The organism is Curtobacterium sp. MCPF17_011 (genome assembly GCF_003234145.1).
GTDB lineage: Bacteria > Actinomycetota > Actinomycetes > Actinomycetales > Microbacteriaceae > Curtobacterium.
The window spans coordinates 85,931-109,783 of record NZ_QKSK01000008.1 but is presented as its reverse complement, the minus strand read 5'-3'; the positions used below and the strand labels follow the sequence as shown (position 1 = coordinate 109,783).

The following is a 23,853-nucleotide window of genomic DNA, read 5'->3' as shown; positions in this document are numbered from 1 at the left end:
GCGCACCACCGCGCATCAGCCGGCTGACACGGCGCGCGCCCGCCGCGTCAGCCGCGCCCGGCTGTGGTCACCTCGATGCGGTTCGCCCACGGGTCCTCGAATGCGACCGTCCGTCCGTCGTCAGCGGTCTGCACCCCGGCGTCTTGCATCCGAGCGGTCAGCGCACCGAGGTCGTCGACGGCCGGGACCTCGATCCGGACGAGGCCGAGTCCGAGCGCCTGCTGCCGTCGGCCCGCCCCTCGGGAGTTCCAGGTGTTCATCGCCATGTGGTGGTGGTACCCGCCAGCGCTGACGAACAGCGCCTGGCTGCCCATCGCCGCGGTGGTCGCGAAACCGAGGGTGTCGACGTAGAACGCCTTCGCCGAGGCCACGTCGCCGACCGACAGGTGGACGTGGCCGACGCGGCCGGGCCGGGTGTCGGCGTGCTCGAGCGCCTCGGCGGTGAGGTGCTCCCGCAGGAAAGCGTTCGGGTCGATGGGCACGGTGTCCATGTCGATCGAGCCGTGGGTCCACGACCACTCGGTGCGGTCGCGGTCCCAGTACAGCTCGACGCCGTTGCCCTCGGGGTCCGTGAAGTAGAAGGCGTTGCTGACGAGATGGTCGGCGCTGCCGGTGAACGACTGCGGGTACCGCGTGGCGACGGAGTACAGGGCGGCGGCGAGGTCCGCTCGGTCGTCGAACACCACGGCCGTGTGGAACAGTCCGGCCTGCCCGGGACTCGCCTGCCGGAGTGCGGGCTCGTGCTCGAGCACGACGACCGGCACGGCGAGCGCGCCGCCAGCCGGCACACTGCCGCCACCCGGTACGGGCCGCCCGAGCACGACCCGCGCCCCCTCCTGCACGAGCACCGTCAGCCGCACGCCGTCCCGGTAGAAGGCCGTCATGGCGTCGAGGTCGGCGACCCGGAGCGTCACGGCGCCCATCCCGGTGTCCGCGGCGAGGAGGTCCTGCGAGTTCACCCCTCCAGCCTGCGCCCCGTTCGGTGACACGTCAACGAGTCCTGGGTCGGGTACTCCGGCACAGCGCCCGTCACTTCGCGCTGAAGCCACCGTCCGTCTTGAGCAGCTGCCCGTTCACCCATCCGCCGTCCGGCCCACACAGGAACCCGACGAGCGCCGCGGTGTCGGTGGGCATCGACGGCCGTCCGAGCGGGGTCTGGTCGACCGCGGCCTGTCGGATCTCGTCCGTCATCCACCCCGTGTCGTTCGGCCCCGGGTTGATGGTGTTCGCACTCACCTGCACGTCCCCGAGCTCGATCGCGGCCCCCACGATCAACCGGTCGAGCGCGCCCTTGCTCGTGCCGTAGGGCAGGTTGAACCCGACGTGGTCACTCGTCAGCGCGATCACCCGACGCCGGTCGAGCGGCGCGTCGGCCCCCTCGCGGAGTCGCCGCGCGTACGCCTGCACGATGAGGAACGGTGCGCGGACGTTCACGGCCAGGTGCTTGTCGAACGACTCGACGGTGGTCGTCGCGAAGTCCGAGTCCACCGACTCGCAGTGCGACATCACGACGGCCGTCACCGGCACGCCCGCCTCGGCCTCGGCGCGGCCGACGAGTGCGGCCGCCTGCTCCGGGTCGGCCAGGTCGACCGGGAGGCGCGTCACGGCAGCTCCCGCCGCCACACACTCCGCGACGACCGCGTCCACACCGTCCGGGTCGGCGCCTCCGTGCACCCGCTCGTCGTACGGCCCCCACCAGCTGATCGCGAGGTCCCACCCGTCGGCGGCCAGACGCGTCGCGATCGCGGCCCCGATCCCGGCTCGTCGGCCGACCCCGGTCACCAGGGCGAGTGGTCTGCGGTTCGTCATGCGGGCCTCCATCCCGACCGTGCGGCGGTGCGCGGTCCTGACCACCTTGGCATCGCATCCGGTTGCTCGTCAGCCGGACCGGGCCGGGACGGGCCAAGATGGACCGATGCCCCCTGAACGCCGAGGTCGCCGCCCGCGACCCCAGGACCTGCCGGTCGAGCACGTCCGCGACCGCATGTCGTCGTACATCTACGGCAACATCACCGTCCTCGCCGTCGCGATCGCCGTCTCGCCGGAGCAGATCCAGCACGGCTCGGCGGTCCTGACGGTGCTCGCGACCGCGGTCCTGACGTACCTGGCGCACGTGCTCGCGCACCTGGTGGCGCACTCCATCGGCGCCACCGGTGACGAGGACGCCCGTCGCGAGACCGTCGCCGTCATCACGCGGAACGCGAACCCGATCGCGACCTCCGGGCTGATCCCGGCCGTGCTCTACGCGGGCGCGTGGCTCGGACGGCTGCCAGCGGAGTGGGCGCAGATCGCGGCGGTCGTCATCCTGGTCGTCCGCATCGGTCTGGTCGGGGTGTTCCTGCAGCGGTTCAGCGGCAAGCAGCCGTCGTTCCTGGGCCTGTGGGGCGGGATCGTGCTCGCCGCGGTCGCGCTCGCGATCTCACTCGTGAAGGTCGTGGCGACCCATTGAGCAGCGACACACCGATCCAAGGCGCAGCCGATGAGCGCCGCCGGTCGACCAAGCGGTTCCTCCGCGACCTGGTGATCATCGTGGTGGCGGCCCTGCTCGCGTCGTTCCTGGTGAAGGCGTACCTGGTCCGCTCGTTCTACATCCCGTCGGAGTCGATGGAGAACACGCTCCTGGTCGGCGACCGGGTGCTGGTGAACGAACTCGTGCCCGGGGTGATGCCACTGGAGCGCGGTGACGTCGTGGTCTTCCGTGACCCGAACGCGTGGCTCAGCCCGGGGCAGGGTGAGGACCTCATCAAGCGTGTGATCGGCCTGCCGGGTGACCGGGTGGAGTGCTGCGACGCACAGGGCCGGCTGTCCGTGAACGGGCACGCCGTCGACGAGCCGTACGTGCGGCTGCCGGAGGACGTGAAGCGGGTGTCGGGCGAGGACTTCTCGATCACGGTGCCCAAGGGGCGGATCTGGGTGATGGGCGACAACCGCTACAACTCGGCGGACTCCCGGATCCACGGCAACGTCCCGATGGACGACGTGGTCGGACGCGCCTTCGTCATCACCTGGCCGGCGGACCGGTGGTCGGTGCTGTCGCGCTACGGCGCGGAGTGGGACGCGGTCCCCGACCGGGACTGACCGTCGGGGCGCGACCGGCAGGGCGCGAGCGGCGGGGCGCGACCGGCGCGGCGAGACGCCCCGGAAGGCGCGAGACGCCGCCAGACCCGGCGGCGTCTCAGCAGTTCGGCAGTGGCTCAGCAGCTCGCCGGCGTCCGGACGGGAGGCTCAGCAACCGACCGTCGTCAGCGTCACCTTCGCGACCCGGTCGGCTCGGACCTCCGCGCGCTGCGGGCAGAGGTCGCCCGCCCGCACGGTGACCTCGCCGAGGGGCACGCCCGCGAAGTCCGCGGTGTCGCCCGGGTAGACCTGCTGGTGGGACGACGGTTCGCCGTTCGGCAGGAACACCTTCACCTGGTACGGGTGGTCGGCGGCGTTCTGCGACACCGTGACGGACACCTGCCCGGTGGGGTTCTGCGCGCCGCAGCCGGTGAGGGCCAGGGTCGCGCCACAGACCAGGGCGAGGACGGGGACGACACGGCGGAACACCGATCCAGGCTACGCGGGACGCCCGGGTGGCCCGTCCACTGGGGGCATGCGTTCTGGGAACAGCACGCGGGCGGTGTCCGGTATCCGCGTTACCGTGGAGGCATGAGCACCGAGCACGTGGAGCAGCAGACGGTCCCCGCTCCTGACGCCGCTCGGCGGGATGCACTCCTCGCCGCCCTCGACGTGGTCCAGGGTGGCCCCGAGGAGCGTTTCGAACGCATCACCCGCATCGCCCGCGAGGCCTTCGGGGTCTCCGGGTCGTTCCTCAACCTGGCCGGCAGTGACCTGCTCTTCCACAAGTCGCAACAGTCGGACTCCGCGATCCCCGGATCGACGCCGCTGCAGGACACGTTCTGCGGCCGCACCCTGCAGCAGGACGGCCCCGTCGTGGTGCCGGACGCGCGCGACGACCAGCGTTTCTCGGACCTGCCGGGGGTCAACGGCGACCCGAACGTCCGGTTCTACGCCGGGGTCCCGCTCCGGGTCGGAGCCGACGCCACCAAGGTGGGCACCCTCTGCCTCATCGACTCGGCACCCCGGACCCTCAGCGCGGACGACCTCGCACTGCTCGAGGAGCTCGGCGTCTGGGCGGAGCGGGAACTCGCGACCGGCCTGGACGACGACCGGCTCCGTACCGTGCTGTCGGGCCTGCAGCCGCGGACCGTGGACCTGCCGGGGTGGACCATCGGTGGCACGTCGATCCCGCACGGCATCGTGTCCGGTGACTTCCACGAGTGGCGCGTCGCCGGGGACACCGTCGACGTGACCGTCGCGGACGTGATGGGCAAGGGCATGGCGGCCGGACTCCTCGCCGCTGGCATGCGCGGGGCACTGCTCGCCCGGAGCAACGAGGTCCCCACGACAGCGGTCGCAGCGCTCGAGGAGCAGATGTCGCCCGACCTCAGCGCGGCCGAGGCGTTCGCCACGCTGTTCCACGGCCGACTCGACACCACCACCGGCAGGCTCGACTTCGTCGACGCCGGGCACGGCCTCGTGCTGCACCTGCACGCCGACGGCACTGAGACCGTCCTGCGCTCCGTCGACCTGCCGATCGGCCTGCACCCTGTCGGGATCGACCGTGCCGTCGGGGAGCTCGTCCTGGAACCCGGTGACTCCCTCTTGCTCGTCAGCGACGGGGCGCTCGAACTGTGGGACTCGACTCTCGCCTCGCTGTCGCGACTCGGGGCGCTGTACCGGAAGTCGCCGGACCTCGGCACGTTCCTGGCCGGCGTCCGCGGGCGTGCGATCGAGCACGACCCGGGCGACGACCTGACTGTCGTCGTGGTCTCCCGCGACGCCTGACCCGCGTCGGACACCGGGCAGGCGGCCTCCCGGTCCCCGGGCCCGGCGGTCCCGAGGCCCTGAGGCCCCGGCCATCAGGCCCCGAGGCGCTCGATCAGCTCCCGGTACCGTGCAGCCGTCCGCTGGACGACCTCGTCCGGCAGCACCGGCGGCGTGCCCGTGCGGTCCCAGTGCGCGCTGAGCCAGTCGCGGACGATCTGCTTGTCGAAGGAGTCGGTGCGGTTACCGGACTCGTACGCGGCGGCGTCCCAGTAGCGGCTGGAGTCGCTGGTCAGGACCTCGTCCGCGATGCGGATGAGGCCGTCGGCGTCGCGGCCGAACTCGAACTTCGTGTCCGCGATGACGACCCCGCGCTGCAGGGCGATCGCCGCCGCGTCGGAGTACACCGCGAGCGACAGGTCACGGAGGGCAGCAGCATCGGCCGGCCCGACCAGTTCCTCGGTGCGCGCGAAGGAGATGTTCTCGTCGTGCTCGCCCTGCGGCGCCTTGTACGCCGGGGTGTAGATCGGTTCCGGTAGGCGGTCACCGTTCGACAGGCCGGCGGGCAGCTCGACGCCGCAGACGCTGCCGGACTCCTGGTACTCCGCCCAGCCGCTGCCGACCAGGTACCCGCGGACGACGCACTCGATCGGGAACATCCGGAGCGGCATGACGTGCATGGAGCGGGCTTCGACGTCGGCGGGCACCGGGGTCGTGGTTCCGCTCGGCGTGAGCAGGTGGTTCGGGACGTCGCGCAGCTGGCCGAACCAGAAGCGGGACAGCCGCGTCAGCAGTTCGCCCTTGCCGGGGATCGGCGGTTCGAGCGCGAAGTCGTACGCGCTGACCCGGTCCGAGGCCAGCAGCAGCAGCTCGGTGGCACTGGTGACGTCGGCGGTGTCGGCCGGGACGTAGAGTTCGCGGACCTTGCCGGACGAGACGTGACGCCAGCCCTCGACGACGGGTGCGGCGCTCATCGGACGACCTTCGTGGCGATGTCGGTGCGGAACTGGCCGCCGGGCAGGGTGATGTCGCGCAGTCCCGCGTACGCGCGGTCTCGGGCCTGGGCGAAGTCGGACCCGGTCCCGACGACGCTCAGGACGCGTCCGCCGGTGGCGACGAGGTCCCCGTCGAGGGTGCCGGTCGCGGCGTGCAGCACGGCGACACCGTCGCGGGCGTTCGCGTCGTCGATCCCGGTGATGACCCGACCGGTGACCGGGTTCTCCGGGTAGCCCTCGCTCGCCAGGACGACGGTGACCGCTGCCTGGTCGCGGAACTCCGGCCGCGGGGCGCTGCCGAGCTGCCCGGTCGCCGCTGCCAGCAGCAGGCCGCTCAGCGGGGTCGCCAGCCGGGGGAGGACGACCTGGGTCTCCGGGTCGCCGAACCGGGCGTTGAACTCGATGACGCGGACGCCCTGCTCGGTCACGATGAGCCCGCAGTAGAGCAGCCCGACGAACGGCGTGCCCTCGTGCTCGAGGCGGCGGACGGTCGGCAGTGCGACGAGCTCGGAGACCTCGTCCACGAAGGCCTGTTCGGAGCCCCAGCGCTCGTCGAGCCAGGGCAGCGGCGAGTAGGCGCCCATGCCACCGGTGTTCGGTCCGAGGTCGCCGTCGCCCAGGCGCTTGTAGTCCTGTGCGGGGGAGAGCGGCCGGACGTCGTGCCCGTCGCTGAGGAAGAACAGCGACACCTCTTCGCCGTCCAGGAACTCCTCGACGACGACGTGACCGTGCTGCAACCAGTAGGTCGCGTGGTCGAGCGCCGCCTGCCGGTCCTCGGTCACCAGGACGCCCTTGCCGGCTGCCAACCCGTCGGCCTTCACGACGTACGGGGCTCCGAGGTCGTCGAGCGCCGCCGCGGCTTCGGCCACCGTGCCGGCGTACACGGGGCGTCCGGTCGGGACCCCGGCCTCGGCCATGATCCGCTTGGCGAACGCCTTCGAGCCCTCGAGCTGCGCGGCGGCCTTGCCCGGACCGAAGACGGGGATGCCGCGGGTGCGCAGCGGGTCGGCGACACCGGCGATGAGCGGGGCCTCGGGGCCGACGACGACCAGGTCGACGTCGTTCTCGAACGCGTACTCCGCGACGAGGGCGCCGTTCGACGGGTCGAGCGACACCGTCTCGACGTCGGCGGCGATGCCGGCGTTGCCGGGTGCGGCGGTGATGACGTGGCCGCCGTCCGGGGACGCGGCGTTCTCCGCCAGGAGGGCCGTGATGATCGCGTGCTCGCGGGCACCGGAACCGAGGACGAGGATTCGCACCCGATCACCCTACCGAGCCCGACTCGCCGCCCGCAGTGCACCGGCTAGCCTGTGGAGATGCCGCCGAGGACGATCGAAGACGCCGTCGGCCGGGCTGCCCTGGACGCCGTGACCGCCGGTGCGACGGACCGCACCTCGGTCGCGACCGCCGTCCGCTGGACCCTGCAGCGCCTGGCCGAGGACGTGCCCGGGAACAGCGTCGAGGTCCGGGTCCCGCCGTTCGCCGCCGTGCAGGCCGTGCCCGGCCCTCGACACACCCGCGGCACCCCGCCGAACGTCGTCGAGACCGACCCGACGACCTGGCTCGCGCTCGCGACCGGTCGGCTCCGCTGGGACGACCCGGACACCGCGCGCCGCGTCAGCGCCTCCGGGTCACGGGCGGACCTCGCCGCGTTCCTGCCGGTCCGCCTGCCCTGACGGTTCCGCCGCCCGCGCCCTCCGGACCAGCAGCAGCACGAGCGCCCCGGCGGCCAGCGTCACCGCGACCGTCGGCGGCAGGACGAACGCCTCGCGGACGACGACCGTCCCGACGCCACCGCCGCGGCCGAGGCCCGACCCCGCGGTGACCAGCGCGACCAGCAGGACGGCGGCGAGGGCGACGACGGGGGTGATGCGGGCCTCCCGTCCGGTGTGGTCCGGTGCGACCACCGCGGGGTCCGGCCGGGAGGCCCGCCTCACCCCCGCCACGTCGCCGGCGGTCCGCGCGTGGCGCGTCCACTGCCGCAGCAGCACGAGGAGCAGGAGCAGGCCGCCCGCACTCGAGGCGTCCTGGACGAGGGAGTACACCGGGTGGCCGCCGACCTCCGACCGGAGCGCCGACACGTGCAGGACGACCCAGCCGTGCGGGTGCGAGAGGGCGTCCCAGACGATGTGCGTCACGCTCCCGAGCACGCAGGCGACCACGACGAGCGGGACCGCGACGGCGGGACCCGCTCGGGCCGGTCCCAGCCGGGTAGCTGCGCGCGGTACCGGGACGGGAGGACCGGGGTCCACGCGGGCCGGACGAGGTACCACCACGCGGCGAGCACGACCAGCGACACCACGAGGTCGATCGTGACGACACCGAGCCACGAGTGCGTGAAGCCGTACGGCGGCAGCGCGGGCACGAAGAGCACGGCGTCGGGGGCCATCGAGCCGACCGCGACCGCCGCGACGGGCAGGGCGGAGCGGCGGAACGGCAGCGCGACGACCGCGTGGCTGATGGTGAACGGCACCCGTCGAGCCTGGCGGGCAGCGGGACGCGAGCACATCAGCCGGAAGGCGGAGACACGGGCCGCGTCTGGCCGGTACCGGCGGGAATTAGGTAGGTCCTACCGATGTGGACCGTGCACCTGCTTCTCTAGCCTTGCTGAAGCCGCCGGGATTCGGACCCGACCCGAACGGGTCCGAACCCGGCGACGTACGCAACGCTACGCGAAACCAGGCGCACTGTGTCAACGAGGACGGCGAGTCGTGCTGCAACCCGCAACTTCTTGCGGTCGATCCGTCGTGCCCGGACGCGGCCGGCATCCTCCGGACGGCCCCGAGACGCCGCCGACCGGGCGAGACGCCGCAGGATCAGGAGGCGTCTCGCGCACACGGGGGCGTCTCGCGGCGGACAGCCGTCGGCTCAGACCATCTCGGCGAGCTCGGACCGCGCACGCAGGTCCCACTTCGAGAACACCCGCGACATGTGGGCGTCGATCGTCCGCACCGACAGTCCGAGGTGCTCCGCGATCCGTCGGTTCGAGAACCCCTGCGCCGCGAGCTGGGCGACCTCGTACTCGCGCTTCGTCAGCGGCTGCGTCCGTCGGCCGGCCGTCACCGCCATCCCGCACGCGGCGAGGTCCGCCTGCACGCTGGCGATCCACCCGCGGTCACCCGAGCGCAGCGCGTCGGCGTACTGGGTGATCGCGTTCGCGAGGGGGCCGTCCACCCGGCCGGCCGCATCCTGCAGGCGGTCGAGCGACGCCGTGGTGTCCCGACCGGCCGCGACGTCCATCGCGTAGTGCAGGGCCTGGCCGTAGAGCACGTGCGTCCAGGCGCCCGAGGCGGTGCCACGGGCGATGAGCTCGTCCGCGCGGTACAGCCCGGCGGGGTTGCCGAGCAGCGCCTCGGTCCAGGCGATCGTCATCTCGATCTGGGCGCCGAGGATCCGCATGGCCCGCAGGGGAGTGGTCCGCGCCCGCTCGACGGACTCGGCGGCGGCGTCGGTCATGCCCGCGTACGCCTGCGACATCGCCAGGCGCGACCAGGCGTAGGCGGCGAACCCTCCCGGGTCGTCGACCGCGTACCGCTCGCAGGCGGCCGTGAACGCGGTGACCGCGTCGGACCACCGGCGCTGCCCGAGGGCCTGGTTGCCGATGCCGAACAGCTCGAGGGTGAAGTCGTACTTGAGGAACGGGTCCGACCGGCTGACCGGCACCTGGGTCACCATCTCGGCGATGTCGCCGCGCCAGACCTGCACCTGGTGCATGACCGAGACGATCTCACCGACGCTCCACGGCGAGTCCTCGAGGTGCACCGCGGCCGTGGCGAGGCTCGCCTGCGCCAGCCGCAGGGCGTCGTCGAGTCGTCCGCCGGTGCCCAGGGCGGCCACGGCGCACGCCGCGATCGGCAGGAAGGACCGGGGGATCGCGGGGGCGTGCAGGACGCCGGTGCGCTCGATCTCCTCGCGGACCTCGGCGAAGTCACCGCCCCAGCCCAGGTGCGACAGGCGCAGGACCCGCAGCTGTTCGACGGTCTCCGGGCCCACGAACTGCATCGCGACCTCGGTCAGCGCGACGGCCGCGGCAGCGTCGTCGTCGTGGAACTGCCGGAGGTTCGCGAGGGTCTCGCACGCCTCGACCACGGCGACGTCGTCGACCTCCACCCCGGAGGTCACCAGACCCCAGGCCGCTTCGGCGTCGAGCCGGCCGGCCTCGCGCCCGCTGCTGTACCCGTGGGCCAGGGACCGCAGGCAGTGGGTCCGCACCCGGTCGGTCGGGGTGAGGCCGGCGTCGGGCCCCGCGCTGAGGGCTGCGGTCGTCAGGGCGATGGCGCTCTCGTGCTCCTGCAGGCCGCCGGCGACCCGAGACGCGTCGAGCAGTTGGTCCACCGGAGGCACGATGCCGCACTCCAGCGCCCAGAGGGTCGAGCGGAGCCGGGCGGCCGACGGCGCACCCTCGGGACGGTCGGTGCGGAACGCGTTCGCCCGGGCGAACAGGGCCGTGCGTCGGGCCACGGGCACCAGGGCGCGGACGACCTCACCGACCAGCGGGTGCGAGGAGCGTGCGACCGGACTGCCGGTGTCGGTCGAGTCGATCCGGACGAAGCCGAGCCCCACCGTGCGGTCGAGGTCGAGCCCGTCCACCAGGGCGATCAGCCGGGACAGCGGGATCGGTTCGGCCAGGGCGACGATCTCCACGACGTCACGCAGGTCTCCGGGCAGTGCCCCGAGCTCGGTGCTGTACATGTCGGCCAGGCTCAGCGACGCCGTCACCCGGCCGCGCCAGTACCAGCTGAGGGCGGTGTGCTCCAGCGCGCCGGAGGACAGACCGGCCCGGACGACCTCGCGCAGGTACAGCGGGTTGCCCTGCGTCGCACGGTGCACCTGCTCCACCGATGCCGGTTCGAGCGGAGCCCCGAGGGCGGACTCGACGAGGGACGAGGTCTCGGCCAGGTCGAGCGGTTCCAGGTCGATGCGCTCGAGCAGGTCGTCCTGCCACAGCGCACGCAGGGGTTCGGCGAGTGCGGTGAAGTCCCGGCAGGTCAGGACGAGCCGCGCGTGCTGGTCACGGACGAGCCAGGCGACGTAGCGGGCCGAGAGCGTGTCGAGCAGGTCGGCGTCGTCGACCCGCAGGAGCAGGTCCCTGCCCTCCGCCTCGGCCGCGTCACGCAGGCGTGCCTCGGCGGGGACGGGTTCGGTCAGGTCGTCGCCCAGGACGTCCCCGAAACGGTCGGACACCGCGCCGAAGGGCATCGAGGACCCGGAGGCGACCGCGGTGATGGGCACGACGAGCGGGTCCGCGTCACGCTCCTGCGCGGCGACCCGGTCGGTGACCCGGGCCGCGACGGTGGTCTTGCCGAGCCCGGCGGTCCCGACCAGGGCGACGCTCCAGCGGTGTTCCCCGACGACGGCGACGGCCCGGTCCTCTTCGTGCCGGGTCATCACGGGCCAGGACAGGCGGGCGGGTGCGGTCGTCGGACGGCGGTCGCTCGACGCGGTCCCGTCGACCATCGCGCACCTCCGTCCTCGATACTGCTCGGTAGTGGACCATCATCTCGCGTCCAGCGGACGAACTGTCGGGCGTGGCTCCTCCCAAGGTGGGGGACAATGGGGACGTGAGCAACACCGATCGACCCGATGAGCGCCCGGTGCCGGCGCCCAACGCGGTGACCAGCCCGGACCAGGTCACCATCCGGCGCGCCCCCCGCTTCAGCGTCTTCATCCTCGGCGGGGCAGTCCTCGGCTTCTTGGTGACGGTGGTCGTCGTCGCGCTCACGATGAGCATCGACCGGGGGAACCAGCAGGAGACCACCGGCTTCGCGGGGCTCGTCGGCTACTTCAGCCTGTACGGCATCTCGATCGGCATGCTCGTCGGCGCCGTCATCGCCGTGGTGCTCGACCAGGTCTCGTCCCGCCGTGCAGCCCGGCTGACGGCCGAGCGCGTGGCGGTCGACCCGGCACCCGAGACCGTCGACGGCGAGCTCGAGGAGCACGACGCCCCGGCCGCCCCGGCCGCGACCGATCCGGCCCCCGACGATCAGGCACAGCCGGAGCGCTGAGGCTGCGGTCGCAGACGCGACCCGAGAACGGACTGGAGGCCCGTCACCAGGTGGTGACGGGCCTCCAGTCCGTTCCGTGCGGACGTCCGCAACGGCGTCAGCTGAGCTGGTTCGCCTCGACCCAGGCGAGGTACTCCGGCGACACCGAGCCGGTCACGTACTCGCCGGTGAAGCAGCTCATCTCGAGGTCCGTGACGTCGGAGCCCTCGATGATCGCGTCGCGCATGTCGCCGATCTCCTGGTAGATCAGGTGATCGCTGCCCAGGACGCGGTTGATCTCGGGGATCTTCCGGTCGTGGGCGATGAGCTCGGCGCGGGTCGGCATGTTGATGCCGTACACGTGCGGGAACCGGACAGGCGGCGCGGCGCTCGTGAAGGTGACCTCGTTCGCACCGGCGGCCCGCGCCATCTCGACGATCTCGCGGCTCGTCGTGCCGCGCACGATCGAGTCGTCGACGATCAGGATGTTCTTGCCCTTGAACTCGGACGACATCGCGTTGAGCTTCTGACGGACCGATCGCTTGCGCTCCGCCTGCCCCGGCATGATGAACGTCCGGCCGACGTAGCGGTTCTTGTAGAAGCCCTCGCGGTACTCGATGCCGAGCTTCTGCGCGACCTGCATCGCTGCGGGCCGGCTGGAGTCCGGGATCGGCATCACGACGTCGATGTCACCGGTCGGGGCGTACTGCTCGATCGTGTCCGCCAGGCGGTTGCCCAGGCGCAGACGGGCGTCGTAGACGGAGATGCCGTTCATCACGGAGTCCGGACGGGCCAGGTAGACGTACTCGAACGAGCACGGGACCAGGCGCGGGTCCTTCGCACACTGCCGGGCGTGCATCGTGCCGTCCATCTCGATGAAGACGGCCTCGCCCGGGGCGACGTCGCGGACGATGTCGTAGCCGCCGGACTCCAGCACCAGGGACTCGGACGCGACGACCCACTCGCTCTTGCCGGCGTCGTCGAACCTGTGGCCGAGGATGAGCGGCCGGATGCCGTACGGGTCGCGGAACGCCAGCAGGCCGTGACCCGCGATCGTCGCGATCGTGGCGTACGACCCCTCGACCCGCTCATGCACGCGCTCGACCGCGTCGAACACCTGCCCGGGGTCCAGGTGGGTCCCGCGGACCTGTCCCTGCAACTCGTGCGCCAGCACGTTCACGAGCAGTTCGGTGTCCGAGGTCGTGTTGAGGTGCCGACGGTCGATGTCGAACAGCTCGCGGGTGAGTTCCCGCGTGTTCGTCAGGTTGCCGTTGTGCACGAGGACGATGCCGTACGGCGCGTTCACGTAGAACGGCTGGGCCTCTTCCTCGTTCGCGGCGGCTCCGCGTGTGGCGTACCGGACGTGGCCGAGGCCCATCGTCCCGAGGAGTGCACGCATGTCACGGGTGCGGAACCCCTCGCGCACGTGACCGCGGGTCTTGTGCATGTGGTGCACGTGACCGTCGACCGTGGCGATGCCCGTGGAGTCCTGTCCCCGGTGTTGCAGCAGGAGCAGTGCGTCGTAGATGGATTGGTTTGCTGGCCCCTGGTTGACGAGGCCGACGATGCCGCACATGCGCGGAGTGCTCCAGACCGTAGGATCGGGTGGTACCGAACAAGTCTGCCATGCCCCGCGGAGGACGACGTATGCCCAACCCCTACGCCGAGGCCGGCGTCGACACCGCTGCCGGTGACCTGGCCGTCGAGCTCATGAAGTCCGCCGTGTCGGCGACGCACAACGCGTCCGTCCTGGGCGGGGTCGGCGGCTTCGCCGGTCTGTACGACGTCTCGTTCCTCAAGGACTACGAGCGGCCACTCCTCGCCACCTCCACCGACGGCGTCGGCACGAAGGTCGCGATCGCGCAGGCGATCGACAAGCACGACACGATCGGGCTGGACCTCGTCGGCATGGTCGTCGACGACATCGTCGTGGTCGGCGCGACGCCGCTGTTCATGACGGACTACATCGCCTGCGGCCGGGTCGTCCCGAACCGCATCGCCGACATCGTCGCCGGCATCGCCCGCGGCTGCGCGGCCACCGGCACCGCCCTCGTCGGCGGTGAGACCGCGGAACACCCGGGTCTGCTCGGATCGGACGACTACGACGTCGCCGGTGCCGCGGTCGGCGTGGTCGAAGCGGGCTCGCAGCTCGGCGCGCACCTGGTGCAGGACGGCGACGTGGTCATCGCCATCGAGTCCTCGGGGCTGCACTCCAACGGCTACTCGCTCGTGCGGCACATCCTGGGCCAGCGGGGCATCGGCTACACCGACACGCTGCCGGAGCTCGGCGGCCTGGTCGGCGAGGCCCTGCTCGAGCCCACCCGCCTCTACACGACCCCGCTCCTCGAGTTGATCGACGGGCACCCGGGCGACGTGCACTCGCTGTCGCACGTCACCGGTGGCGGCATCGCGGCGAACCTGGCGCGCGTGCTGCCCGTCGGTTCGTGGGTCGAGGTCGAGCGTTCCACCTGGCAGCCGCTCCCGGTGTTCCGTGTGCTCGCGGACCTGGCCGGCACGGCGATCGAGGACACCGAGGGCACCTGGAACCTGGGCATCGGCATGTTCGCGGTCGTCTCGGCGGCGTCGGTGGACGGGATCACCGCGACGCTCCGGTCGGCCGGGCTGCCCGCGTGGGCGGTCGGCACGGTGTCGATCGGCACGCGCGACCTGACCGGGTTCGAGCAGGGTGCGAAGGGCGTCGACGGCGGGGCCGTTCGGCTCGTCGGGTCCTACGCGGGCTGACGCGCCGGCCGCGGTTCGGCCGAGGTTCGTCCGTACTCGAGGTCGCACGACGTGCCGTCCGCGCGACGCCGAGGTCGCACGATGTGCCGCCTCGGGACCGCCGGCGCGGCAGTTCGTGCGACCTCGGCGCCGCCCGGCCCCGCCCCGCCCTCGGCGACGCGCCGACAACGAGGAACGCCGCGCTGCCCGGAGGCGCGCGGCGTCTTCGACCGAGAGGTCAGGCGGACTTGTTCGTGTCCGTCTGGTTCTCGAGGTCACCTTCGTCGCCGAACTCGTCGGCCCACCGGTCGACGTAGTCGGGCTCGTCCGACTGCTGTGCGACGGAGAGTTCGCGTTCGAGAGCACCGTAGTTGGTGTCCGGGCTGAAGTACTTCAGCTCCCGGGCGACCTTGGTGTGCTTCGCCTTCTGACGGCCGCGCCCCATGCGTGACCCCCTCTGTGTCGGCTCGTGTCCGGTCTCGGCGGGCGTCGAGTGCGCACCCGGGAAGAACAGACGGTTCGTGGTTTGAAATCTGTCGGCCACTTTACCATGTACCCCGTTGCCGACTTCGCCCGGCGCGTCCCGAGCACAGCAGAATCGAGGGTGATGATCCGCGCAGCAGAACGAGTCCGCGTCGTCGTGATCGGTGCTGGTCAGGCCGGACTCTCGGTCGCCTGGCACCTGCAGCGTGCGGGACTGGTCGCGGGTCGCGATCTGGTGGTCCTGGACCGCGCTCCGGGGACGGGAGGCGCGTGGCAGTTCCGGTGGGACGCCCTGCGGCTCGGCATCGCCCACCGGGTGCACGACCTGCCCGGCATGCACGAGATGGGTCTCCGTTTCGACGACGCCGACCAGACGCGGCCGGCCCGGGAGGTCGTCGCCGAGTACTACCGCCGCTTCGAGGAGCACCACGACCTCCGGGTGCGCCGGCCGCTCGCCGTCACGGCGGTCCGCCACGACGACGGAGGTGCCGCCCTGGTGGTCGAGACCCGTGACGAGCAGGGCACCGCGGGGGCGATCCGCGCCGAGGTGGTCGTCAACGCTTCCGGCACGTGGGGCACCCCGTTCGTGCCGTGGGTCCCCGGCCGCGACGAGTTCCGCGGCCGACAGCTCGACACGACGGGCTACCGCGACGCGTCGGACTTCGCCGGGCAGGACGTCGTGGTCGTCGGCGGCGGGACCAGTGCGATCGGGTTCCTGCTCGAGCTCGACGGCGTCGCCCGTGCCACGCGGTGGTTCACGCGGCGGCCCGTCGTCTGGTCGGAGGACCCGGCCCTGGCGATCGGCGCGGCGGTGGCGGCGGTCGAGGACCAGGACCGCGCTGCGCGGGCGGGCGGGACACTGCCGAGCATCGTCAGCGGGACCGGGCTGCCGGTGTCCCCGAGGATCCGGAGCGGACTGGCGCGGGGGCTGCTCGGAGCTGAGCCGATGTTCACGCGGCTGGAGGAGGACGGCGTCCGGACCGAGTCGGGCGAGCACGTCCACGCCGACGCCGTGATCTGGGCCACGGGCTTCCGGGCGGACCTGCGGCACCTCGCACCGCTGCACCTCAGGACCGAGGCGGGCGGGGTCGTCGTCGAGGACGGGCGTTCCACCGCCGAGCCGCGGCTGTTCCTCGCCGGCTACGGACCGCAGGCGTCGACGATCGGCGCGAACCGTGCCGGCCGGCGGATCGCCCGCCAGGTGCTGTCGGTGCTGGACGACGCGGGTCCGGCGCGGCGACGCGTGGGCGGCTGACCTCCGCGGGTCGGGCGCTCCACCCGGCTCCGGCGGTCAGGCCGCCACCGGCCCACGACGCCCCGCGGCGACTGCCCGCGGTCTGTCAGCAGGACGCACGTCGGCGGCCCGCAGAACTGCGGACCGCCGTACCGCCGTACCGCAACGACTGTTGCTCAGGAAGAAGCGCCGCGTCCGGTCTTCTCCTGCAGGCGATCGATGTGCTCCGACGCCTCGGCCTTGGTGAGGTCGGCTGACAACTCCTCACCGGCTTCGCGGGCGAGGGTGTCGAGGTAGCTGCGCTGCGGGCCGGTCATCGGCTCGTCGCCGGTGACCCACTGCTCGGGGTCCTTGCTCGCGGTGGTCGAGGGGTCCGGGCGTTCTCCGCCGAGGGTCTCCGGCTGGTTCTGGTCTGCATCACTCATGCCCCGGACCGTACGCCGCACCCCCGACCAACGGCGCAGCACGACGTCCCCCGCAGGCCGTGAGCGGACAACGGGCACCGGACGACTCAGACGGGCGTCGCCGTGTACCGGACCAGATCGCCTCCGACGTCGCTCGCCGCGACCGGGACGACCCGCCCGTCCCGCTCGATCCAGAGCGTGTTCGCGGGCTCGTCGAGTCGGTCGACACGGTGCAGCGACCCGGTGAGCAGGACCGACGCCGTGACCCGCACCCGTCCGGACGCCGGACACGGCGGCAGGCCGGGGACGTCGTCGGCGTACACCGGGTACTCGCCCGGGGACAGCACGGGGGTGACGGGCGTCGTCACGATCTCCACCCCGGACGCTCCGGTGGACGTGTCGGTCACGCCGGACGACACGACGACGAGCCGGACCACCTGGTCCATCGGCAGCGGCACGTCGGCCTTCGGCGCGTCAGCAGGACCGGCCAGTGCGCGGAACGCGGGCCGACCGTCGGCGGCGAGGTGCGCCTCCCGGCCGTCGATGCGGACGCGACCGCGTCCCCGTGAGTCGGCGTAGACGCCCGGCTCGAGCCCGGACCGTCGGGCTTCCAGGAGGCTCACCACGACCCGGTCGGGCCGGTACCAGTCGCGGAGCGTGGCCGGGTCGACCCAGCCGATGCTCGCGACCCCGCGGGCGAGCTCGGCGGAGTCGTCCGCGGCACGCTCGTCGAGGGCGCCGAGGGGGTGCTCACCGCGCACGGCGACGAGCCCGTCGTAGCGGCCGTCGGGCGACACGGGAGGCTCGTGGTCGAGCACCTCGACGCGCTTCGAGACCTTGCCGCCGTGTCCGTCGAAGGTCGCGAAGGTACGCAGGGCCTCGGGAGCGGTCGTCATGGGGTCACATCGTACGACCGGGTACCGTCACGCATCGTCATCGTGCGGACGGGGGACCGGCGGCGCGGCGGCGACCAGGGACCGGACCTCGCCGGTGCACAGTGCGGGGTCGACGCCCTCGGCGGGGCCGGCCGGGCGGGTGGCGCGTCGGGAGGCCGGTGACGGCTGGTGCGCGAGCCGCTGCGGTTCCAGGCTGTTGCGCTGGGCGGAGCGGACCAGGCGGTCCTCCTCGGCCTCCGAGCGGAAGACGCCGTGCGGGGATCGCCGCAGTGGCGGCCGGACGGGCTCGCCACGTCGGTCCTGACCGGGGAAGGGCCGGGAGCGCTTGCCGTACAGCAGCTCGGACGAGTCCAGCAGCCACGGCACCAGCGCGACGGTGACGCCGTGCGTGAGCAGCAGCTTCCGGCGGATGCGCCGACCGCGGTGGTTGTGCAGCATCCCTTCCCACCAGTGGCCGACGATGAAGAGCGGCGTGTACACGGTGACGACCTCTGAGCCGTGCTCGAGCCGGTGCGCCTTGATGTACTTGATCAGCGGCATCGAGATGTCGCGGTACGGGCTCGGCACCATGACCAGCGGGACCTCGATGCCGTGCTCGGCCCACTGTTCGCGGAGTCGGGCGGCGTCGTCGTCGTCGATGGCCACGTGCACCGCCTCGAGCCCGGCGTGCTTCGCGGCGATGGCGTAGTCGAGGGCCTTGAGGACCGGCTTCTGCAGCTTGTTGACGAGCACGATCGCGTGGTCACCGGTCGCGCCGAACTCGGTCTCGACGTCGGCCTCGATCTCGTGTGAGACGTCCCGGTAGTAGCGGTTCACGCCGAGCATCAGCACGAACAGCACGGGCATGATCACGAAGACCAGCCAAGCGCCGTGCGTGAACTTCGTGATCGTGACGATGACGAGCACCACGAAGGTGAACGTCGCACCGATCGAGTTGATGGTCAGGCTCCGGAGCACCTGCCCGCGGTTCACCGGCTCGTCGGCGGTCCCGGCACGGTCGGCGCGGAGCAGGGTCACCCAGTGCTTCACCATGCCGCTCTGCCCGAGCGTGAACGACACGAAGACGCCGATGATGTAGAGCTGGATCAGGCTCGTGACGTTCGCCCGGTAGACGATGAGCAGCGCGGCGGCGACGAGCGCGAGGACGATGACACCGTTCGAGTAGATCAGGCGGTCACCGCGGGTCGACAGGGCCTTCGGGGCGTACGAGTCGCGGGCCAGGATCGAGCCGAGCAGCGGGAAGCCGTTGAACGCCGTGTTCGCCGCGAGCAGCAGCACCGCCGCGGTCGTCGCCTGGATGACGAAGAACAGCACCGAGTTGTTGCCGAACGTCGCCGCCGCGATCTGCGCGATCAGGGAGCGCTGCGGGGTGGTCGCACAGTCCGCGAAGCCCTGCAGGTCGCAGGCGCTCTCGGCGTAGTGCACGCGTGAGACCAGTGCGAGCGTGATGAGTCCGATGAACAGGACGATCGCGATGCCGCCCATGAGCACGAGGGTCTGCTGGGCGTTCTTGATCTTCGGGCGGCGGAACGCCTGCACGCCGTTCGCGATCGCCTCGACACCGGTCAGCGCCGAACAGCCGGACGCGAAGGCGCGGAGGAGCAGCAGGATGAACGCCGCCTGCGTGGTGTGCTCGACGTTCTGCACGGTGTACGCGGCTGACTCGGCGACGGGCGCGTTCCCGGCGGCGACCCGGATCAGCCCGGTGACGACCATCACGAAGACGCTCGCCACGAACAGGTAGGTGGGGACCGCGAAGGCCTTGCTCGACTCGCGGACACCGCGGAGGTTCGCGGCCGCCAGCAGCACGACGAACAGGATCGCGAGTTCGACGCGGAACTCGTTGAGCATCGGCAGCGCGGAGATGATGTTGTCCACACCCGACGCCACCGACACCGCGACGGTCATCACGTAGTCGACGAGCAGCGCGCTCGCGACGACGAGTCCGGCGCGCTCACCGAGGTTCCGGTGTGCGACCTCGTAGTCGCCGCCGCCGGACGGGTACGCCTTGATGAGCTGGCGGTAGGACGCGACGACGACGACGAGCAGCAGGACGACGAGCGCCGCCACCCACGGGGCGAACGTCAGGAACGCCATGCCGCCGAGCAGCAGGATCATCAGGAGTTCCTGGGGCGCGTACGCCACGGAGGAGAGCGGGTCGCTGGCGAAGATGGGGAGCGCCAGGTGCTTCGGCAGCAGCTGCCCCTCGAGTTTCTCGGAGGGGAGCGGGTCGCCGATCAGTCGGGCTTTCAACGACCGGGTCTCGTTGGTCACGAGCGACGAACTTACTCAATCGGTGGGCGAACGCAACACCGGAGGGCCGAACGGTATTCCGCCGTGACCGAACAGGATGCGACGAACCCCTCCGATCTGCGTCAAGACGCGGATCGGAGGGGTTCTGAGTGGTGTTCCTGAAGGAACGGACAGGATGCGCCGACCCACCGGAACCGGACGGGAGGCCCGGATCGATCCCGCCCCGTCCGGCGCCGGTCAGAGCGACTTGCGCAGGGCCTCCAGGCCGTCGCGCAGTCGCTGGACGGCCGCGTCGTCGAGCGTGCCACGGGCGGCACGGCGGCGGAGGTCCGCACGGAGCTGCTGCCGGAACACGGCGACGGCCATCTCGGCGTCGCGGAGGGACCGGACACCGGCTGCCGGCACCGCGGTCGGACCGGAGGTGGACGACCCGCCGGTGGCACCGGGTTCGGCGGCGGCCGCCAGGTCCGCACGCAGCGACTTCATCGCGGCGCCGACCGACGCGCGCACGCCGTCGGCGAGCGACTTGACGCTGTCGGTGACGCCGTTCTCGAGCTGCGCGACCTCGTCCGCGCGGGCGTCGAGCTCTGCGCGGCCGGCGTCGGTGATGGCGTAGACGGTCTTGCGGCCGTCGGAGGTGCCGGTGATCAGGCCGTCCTCCTCCAGCTTCGCCAGACGTGGGTAGACGGTTCCGGCGCTCGGCACGTAGGTACCGCCGAAGCGGTCGCCGAGCGCGGTGATGACCTCGTACCCGTGCATCGGGTGGTCGGCCAGCAGGACCAGCAGGTAGAGGCGCAGGTGACCGTGCGCGAAGACGGGGCTCATGCGACGGTCCCGCCCTGCTCGTCGAAGGACGGAGTTGCCGGAGCTGTCGGAGTCGTCGGCGTGGGCGGCCCGTCGGGGGCGGTCGGCGCGGTCGGTGCGTCGGACGCGGCGGGTGCGTGGCCGTGCACGATCGCCACGTCACCGGAGACCGAGTTGATGCGGATGTCGACGTAGGAGCCGGCGAGCTCGCCGTCGGTCCGCGTGTACGAGCCGCGGGTGCCGCGGATCTCGGCGTCGTCGAACTGCAGCCGGCCGGTCGCGGTGTTGATCGTGCTCGTGTAGGGCGTGCCGTGCTCGAGACGGACGTCGACCGACCCGGACACCGTGTTCACCTTCACCTGGTCGGGGGAGCCGTGCAGGTCGAGGACGACCGCCGAGGACACTCCGTCCGCAGTGAAGCGGCGGATCTCGCCGGTGGCGACGACGTCACCCGAGACGGTGCGGAGCGCGACGGCGCCGACCTGGTCGCGGAGCGTGGTCGTGCCGGAGACGGCGTTGACGACGACGTCACCGATCACGCCGTCGACGACGACGTCCCCGGAGACGCTGTTGAGGGTGGCACCGCGCTCGGTACCGGAGAGCAGGACGCCGGCCGAGACGACGCCGATGTTCACCGTCACGTCCCGGGGGACCAGGATGCTGACGTCGGCTCGGGCGCCGCCGCCACGGAAGGACTTGAGGAACCCGAGGACGTCGTCCCAGCGCATCTGCGGGTGGTCGACGGTGAGGGTGTCGCCCTCGATCTCGACCTTGATGGGCTTGCCGGAGACCTGGTGGATCTCCACGCGGGCGGTGGGTTCGTCGTGCGTGACGACGTCCACCTGTCCGCCGACCAGACCGATCCGCAGTGCGCGGACGATCCCGGTGTCGATGACCTTCGGCTCGTCGATGAGCCACTTCTCCTGTGCCATGACGTCTCCCTGTCCGGACGCGATGTGTCGCGTTCTGGCAGACACGATACATCGCGTCTCGTGAGCGGTGCCAGGGTCAGTGCCGGATGCTCGGCACGGGGTCAGGAACAGGCGGGGCGGGGGTTCGGCCAACGCCGGGGCTCCACGGGAACCGACGGAAGACCGCCATGAGCGGCTGGACCATCGGGCCGATGGCGAACGCGGCGACCACGGTGCCGACGCCGACGTCCCCGCCGAGCAGCCAGCCGATGACGACGACCGTGACCTCGACGCTCGTCCGCGCGACCCACAGTGGCCAGCCGAGCCGCTCGTGCAGTCCGACCATCAGGCCGTCGCGCGGACCGGTCCCGAACCCCGCGCCGATGTAGCACGCGGTCGCAACGGCCAGGAGGGCGAGGCTCGCGACGAACAGCAGGACGCGACCGAGCAAGTCGCCCGGTTCCGGGACCAGCCAGAGCACCAGGTCGGCGGCCGGACCGACGGACAGGACGTTGAGCACCGTGCCGATCCGTAGTCGCTGGCGGAGGGGGATCCAGAACAGCAGGATCACGAAGCTCGAGGTCACGGTGACGACGCCGAACGACCACGGCAGGACGTTCTCGAGCCCCTGCGTGAGGACCGTCCACGACGAGACGCCGACGACGGCACGGACCTGCAGCGCCACCGAGGCGCCGTAGAGGAAGAGGCCCACGGCGAGCTGCACGAAGCGCAGGGTCAGGGCGGTGAGGCGGGGCATGGCTCGATGCTCGCGCAGATTGGCCTGCTGTGCGAGAGCCAATCGGGCTACCGTGGACCCATGAGCCCCGTCCTCCTCAGCGCCCGGTCCGTCGCCCTGCTGCTCCGCCACTGGCGAGCCGGATCCGACGCCGCCGCCTACGAGGCGCTCGCCGACGCCGTCCGGGTCCTCGTCATCGACGGACGCATCCCGCACGGGGCCCGTCTGCCCGCCGAACGCGGTCTCGCTGCCGCCCTCGGCGTCTCCCGCACCACCGTCGCGAACGCCTACGCGCGTCTCCGCGAGGACGGGTACCTCACCTCGCTCCGCGGCTCCGGGAGCATCATCCGCCTGCCGCTCGAAGGGCGTCCGGATCCGGAGCACCTGGCCGGCACCGTCCCCGTGGACCTGCTCGACCTCCGGAAGGCCGCCCTCCGCAGCGCGCCGGGCGTCGCCGACGCCGTCGAACGGGCGATGCGGCACCTCCCGGCGGCGCTCGCCGGGATCGGGTACGACACCGTCGGCGACGCCGGGCTCCGGGCCGCGATCGCCGACCGGTACACCGCACGCGGACTGCCGACCACATCGTCCGAGGTGATCGTCACCATCGGCGCGCAGCACGCGATCGCCCTGCTCGCGCGGGTGCTGGTCCGCCGCGGCGACCCCGTGCTGGTCGAGTCACCGACGTACCCGCACGCCCACGAGGCGCTCCGCGAGGCCGGCGGCCGACTCGTCTCGGTCCCCGTCGACGTCCGCGGCGGCTGGGACGAGGCGGTGCTCGACGCCACGATCCGCCGCTCGGCCCCGACGGTCGCCTACGTCATGCCGGAACTGCACAACCCCACGGGTGCGACGATGACCGCATCGACGCGCCGCTTGCTGGTCGAGGCCGCAGCGGCGGTCGGCACCGTCGTCGTCGCCGACGAGACGATGGGGGAGCTCCGCATCGACGGCGTGCCCTCGCGACCCCTCGCCGCCGACGCACCCGGACAGGTCGTCATGGTCGGTTCCGCCGCCAAGGTCTTCTGGGGCGGACTGCGGATCGGGTGGGTGCGCGCCGCACCGGACCTGCTGCAGCGGCTGCTGCTGGCCCGACCGACCGGTGACCTCGGCACGCCGGTCCTCGACCAGCTCGTCGCGCGTGAGCTGGTCCCGCAGACCGCGGCCGTCCTGGAGGCCCGGCGTCACGTCCTCCGCGACGGTCGCGACGGTCTCGTGGCCGCGCTCCGGGCGCGGCTGCCGGAGTGGGACGTGCCGTCCCCGGCGGGCGGGTTGACGCTGTGGGTCGGGCTCGGGCGGCCGGTGTCGAGTGCGCTCGTGCTCGCAGCGCGGTCGGAGGGGGTGGTGCTGGCCTCCGGCGGGGTGTTCGGGCCGGAAGGCGGGTTCGAGCGGTCGCTGCGGGTGCCGTTCACCGTGTCCGGCGCGGACCGGGAGCGGCTGGTCGAGGCGTTGGCGCGGTCGTGGGAGCGGGTCGGCGGGGCGGCGGTGGAGACGAGGGGGTCCGCGGCGGCGGTGGTGTGAGCCGCTTCCACTCCGCCACCGCTCGTTCCGTCCCGCTTCTCACTCTCGCGGGGGATGCGGGTGGCCCTCCCGGGTGACGCGGTG

Annotated in this window: 24 protein-coding genes; 8 read left to right on the top strand and 16 right to left on the bottom strand. The window is 72.2% G+C overall.

Features of this window, described 5'->3' with window-relative positions; all coding sequences use genetic code 11:
* Positions 1-47 precede the first annotated feature (47 nt).
* Together DEJ25_RS11625 and DEJ25_RS11620 are read right to left on the bottom strand one after the other, a co-directional pair.
* Positions 48-923, bottom strand: coding sequence for a VOC family protein (locus DEJ25_RS11625; RefSeq protein WP_111044839.1), 876 nt, complete (start codon positions 921-923; stop codon positions 48-50).
* 106 nt (positions 924-1,029) lie between these two features.
* Positions 1,030-1,809 carry an SDR family oxidoreductase gene (locus DEJ25_RS11620; RefSeq protein ID WP_111044838.1) on the bottom strand — a complete coding sequence of 260 codons (780 nt, stop codon included), beginning with the start codon at positions 1,807-1,809 and terminating at the stop codon, positions 1,030-1,032.
* 106 nt (positions 1,810-1,915) lie between these two features.
* Here DEJ25_RS11620 and DEJ25_RS11615 point away from each other — a divergent pair, with 106 nt between their 5' ends.
* Together DEJ25_RS11615 and lepB are read left to right on the top strand one after the other, a co-directional pair.
* Complete coding sequence (locus DEJ25_RS11615; protein WP_110904057.1) at positions 1,916-2,449, top strand: hypothetical protein; 534 nt, start codon at positions 1,916-1,918, stop codon at positions 2,447-2,449.
* A complete protein-coding gene (gene lepB, locus DEJ25_RS11610) occupies positions 2,446-3,078 on the top strand; it encodes a signal peptidase I (protein ID WP_258366482.1) in 633 nt (210 codons plus the stop codon). Before DEJ25_RS11615 ends, lepB begins: the two co-directional genes overlap by 4 nt.
* Positions 3,079-3,225: 147 nt before the next feature.
* Here the strand turns inward: lepB and DEJ25_RS11605 are convergent, their stop codons facing one another.
* On the bottom strand, positions 3,226-3,546 hold the full coding sequence (locus DEJ25_RS11605; RefSeq protein ID WP_111044769.1) for a hypothetical protein: 321 nt from the start codon (positions 3,544-3,546) through the stop codon (positions 3,226-3,228).
* Positions 3,547-3,648: 102 nt separating this feature from the next.
* On the opposite strand from DEJ25_RS11605, the gene DEJ25_RS11600 reads away from it, so the two are divergent.
* The gene (locus tag DEJ25_RS11600) at positions 3,649-4,848 is read left to right on the top strand and encodes a GAF domain-containing SpoIIE family protein phosphatase (RefSeq protein ID WP_111044768.1); all 1,200 of its coding nucleotides are present in this window, start codon (positions 3,649-3,651) and stop codon (positions 4,846-4,848) included.
* Positions 4,849-4,922: 74 nt separating this feature from the next.
* On the opposite strand, the gene DEJ25_RS11595 is transcribed toward DEJ25_RS11600, so the two are convergent.
* The gene (locus DEJ25_RS11595) at positions 4,923-5,801 is read right to left on the bottom strand and encodes a phosphoribosylaminoimidazolesuccinocarboxamide synthase (RefSeq protein ID WP_111044767.1); all 879 of its coding nucleotides are present in this window, start codon (positions 5,799-5,801) and stop codon (positions 4,923-4,925) included.
* The gene (gene purD / locus DEJ25_RS11590) at positions 5,798-7,081 is read right to left on the bottom strand and encodes a phosphoribosylamine--glycine ligase (RefSeq protein ID WP_111044766.1); all 1,284 of its coding nucleotides are present in this window, start codon (positions 7,079-7,081) and stop codon (positions 5,798-5,800) included. The genes DEJ25_RS11595 and purD overlap by 4 nt, the downstream gene beginning before the upstream one ends.
* A 57-nt stretch (positions 7,082-7,138) precedes the next feature.
* Between purD and DEJ25_RS11585 the strand changes: the two genes are divergently transcribed.
* Positions 7,139-7,498 (top strand): sterol carrier family protein, encoded by a 360-nt coding sequence (locus tag DEJ25_RS11585; protein ID WP_110904130.1) that lies wholly within the window; start codon positions 7,139-7,141, stop codon positions 7,496-7,498.
* Here the strand turns inward: DEJ25_RS11585 and DEJ25_RS11580 are convergent.
* From DEJ25_RS11580 to DEJ25_RS11570, 3 genes are all read right to left on the bottom strand, one after another.
* Complete coding sequence (locus DEJ25_RS11580) at positions 7,454-7,960, bottom strand: DUF4184 family protein (RefSeq protein ID WP_258366481.1); 507 nt, start codon at positions 7,958-7,960, stop codon at positions 7,454-7,456. The genes DEJ25_RS11585 and DEJ25_RS11580 overlap by 45 nt on opposite strands.
* Complete coding sequence (locus DEJ25_RS11575; protein WP_181427420.1) at positions 7,957-8,295, bottom strand: DUF4184 family protein; 339 nt, start codon at positions 8,293-8,295, stop codon at positions 7,957-7,959. The genes DEJ25_RS11580 and DEJ25_RS11575 overlap by 4 nt, the downstream gene beginning before the upstream one ends.
* 395 nt (positions 8,296-8,690) lie before the next feature.
* Positions 8,691-11,279: a LuxR C-terminal-related transcriptional regulator gene (locus DEJ25_RS11570; protein WP_111044763.1), complete on the bottom strand. Its 2,589-nt coding sequence runs from the start codon at positions 11,277-11,279 to the stop codon at positions 8,691-8,693.
* Between the two features lie 104 nt (positions 11,280-11,383).
* Between DEJ25_RS11570 and DEJ25_RS11565 the strand changes: the two genes are divergently transcribed.
* The gene (locus DEJ25_RS11565; protein ID WP_146240675.1) at positions 11,384-11,827 is read left to right on the top strand and encodes a hypothetical protein; all 444 of its coding nucleotides are present in this window, start codon (positions 11,384-11,386) and stop codon (positions 11,825-11,827) included.
* A 97-nt stretch (positions 11,828-11,924) separates the two neighbouring features.
* Here DEJ25_RS11565 and purF read toward each other — a convergent pair whose 3' ends face one another.
* Complete coding sequence (purF, locus tag DEJ25_RS11560; RefSeq protein ID WP_110904065.1) at positions 11,925-13,382, bottom strand: amidophosphoribosyltransferase; 1,458 nt, start codon at positions 13,380-13,382, stop codon at positions 11,925-11,927.
* A 71-nt stretch (positions 13,383-13,453) separates the two neighbouring features.
* Between purF and purM the strand changes: the two genes are divergently transcribed.
* Positions 13,454-14,548, top strand: coding sequence for a phosphoribosylformylglycinamidine cyclo-ligase (gene purM / locus DEJ25_RS11555; RefSeq protein WP_111044761.1), 1,095 nt, complete (start codon positions 13,454-13,456; stop codon positions 14,546-14,548).
* A 217-nt stretch (positions 14,549-14,765) separates the two neighbouring features.
* Here purM and DEJ25_RS11550 read toward each other — a convergent pair whose 3' ends face one another.
* Positions 14,766-14,972: a DUF3073 domain-containing protein gene (locus tag DEJ25_RS11550; RefSeq protein WP_110904067.1), complete on the bottom strand. Its 207-nt coding sequence runs from the start codon at positions 14,970-14,972 to the stop codon at positions 14,766-14,768.
* Positions 14,973-15,134: 162 nt separating this feature from the next.
* Between DEJ25_RS11550 and DEJ25_RS11545 the strand changes: the two genes are divergently transcribed.
* On the top strand, positions 15,135-16,265 hold the full coding sequence (locus DEJ25_RS11545) for an NAD(P)-binding domain-containing protein (protein ID WP_110904068.1): 1,131 nt from the start codon (positions 15,135-15,137) through the stop codon (positions 16,263-16,265).
* A gap of 155 nt (positions 16,266-16,420) precedes the next feature.
* Here the strand turns inward: DEJ25_RS11545 and DEJ25_RS11540 are convergent, their stop codons facing one another.
* From DEJ25_RS11540 to DEJ25_RS11515, 6 genes are all read right to left on the bottom strand, one after another.
* On the bottom strand, positions 16,421-16,669 hold the full coding sequence (locus DEJ25_RS11540) for a DUF3072 domain-containing protein (protein WP_110904069.1): 249 nt from the start codon (positions 16,667-16,669) through the stop codon (positions 16,421-16,423).
* 86 nt (positions 16,670-16,755) lie between these two features.
* A complete protein-coding gene (locus DEJ25_RS11535; protein WP_111044760.1) occupies positions 16,756-17,544 on the bottom strand; it encodes a hypothetical protein in 789 nt (262 codons plus the stop codon).
* Positions 17,545-17,571: 27 nt separating this feature from the next.
* Positions 17,572-19,818: an APC family permease gene (locus tag DEJ25_RS11530; RefSeq protein ID WP_258366480.1), complete on the bottom strand. Its 2,247-nt coding sequence runs from the start codon at positions 19,816-19,818 to the stop codon at positions 17,572-17,574.
* Positions 19,819-20,034: 216 nt separating this feature from the next.
* Positions 20,035-20,622 (bottom strand): PadR family transcriptional regulator, encoded by a 588-nt coding sequence (locus tag DEJ25_RS11525; RefSeq protein WP_110904071.1) that lies wholly within the window; start codon positions 20,620-20,622, stop codon positions 20,035-20,037.
* The gene (locus DEJ25_RS11520) at positions 20,619-21,533 is read right to left on the bottom strand and encodes a DUF4097 family beta strand repeat-containing protein (protein WP_110904072.1); all 915 of its coding nucleotides are present in this window, start codon (positions 21,531-21,533) and stop codon (positions 20,619-20,621) included. Before DEJ25_RS11520 ends, DEJ25_RS11525 begins: the two co-directional genes overlap by 4 nt.
* A 76-nt stretch (positions 21,534-21,609) precedes the next feature.
* On the bottom strand, positions 21,610-22,269 hold the full coding sequence (locus DEJ25_RS11515; protein WP_111044759.1) for a YitT family protein: 660 nt from the start codon (positions 22,267-22,269) through the stop codon (positions 21,610-21,612).
* A 60-nt stretch (positions 22,270-22,329) separates the two neighbouring features.
* On the opposite strand from DEJ25_RS11515, the gene DEJ25_RS11510 reads away from it, so the two are divergent.
* Positions 22,330-23,769 (top strand): PLP-dependent aminotransferase family protein, encoded by a 1,440-nt coding sequence (locus DEJ25_RS11510; protein ID WP_111044758.1) that lies wholly within the window; start codon positions 22,330-22,332, stop codon positions 23,767-23,769.
* The last annotated feature ends 84 nt before the right edge of the window (positions 23,770-23,853 follow it).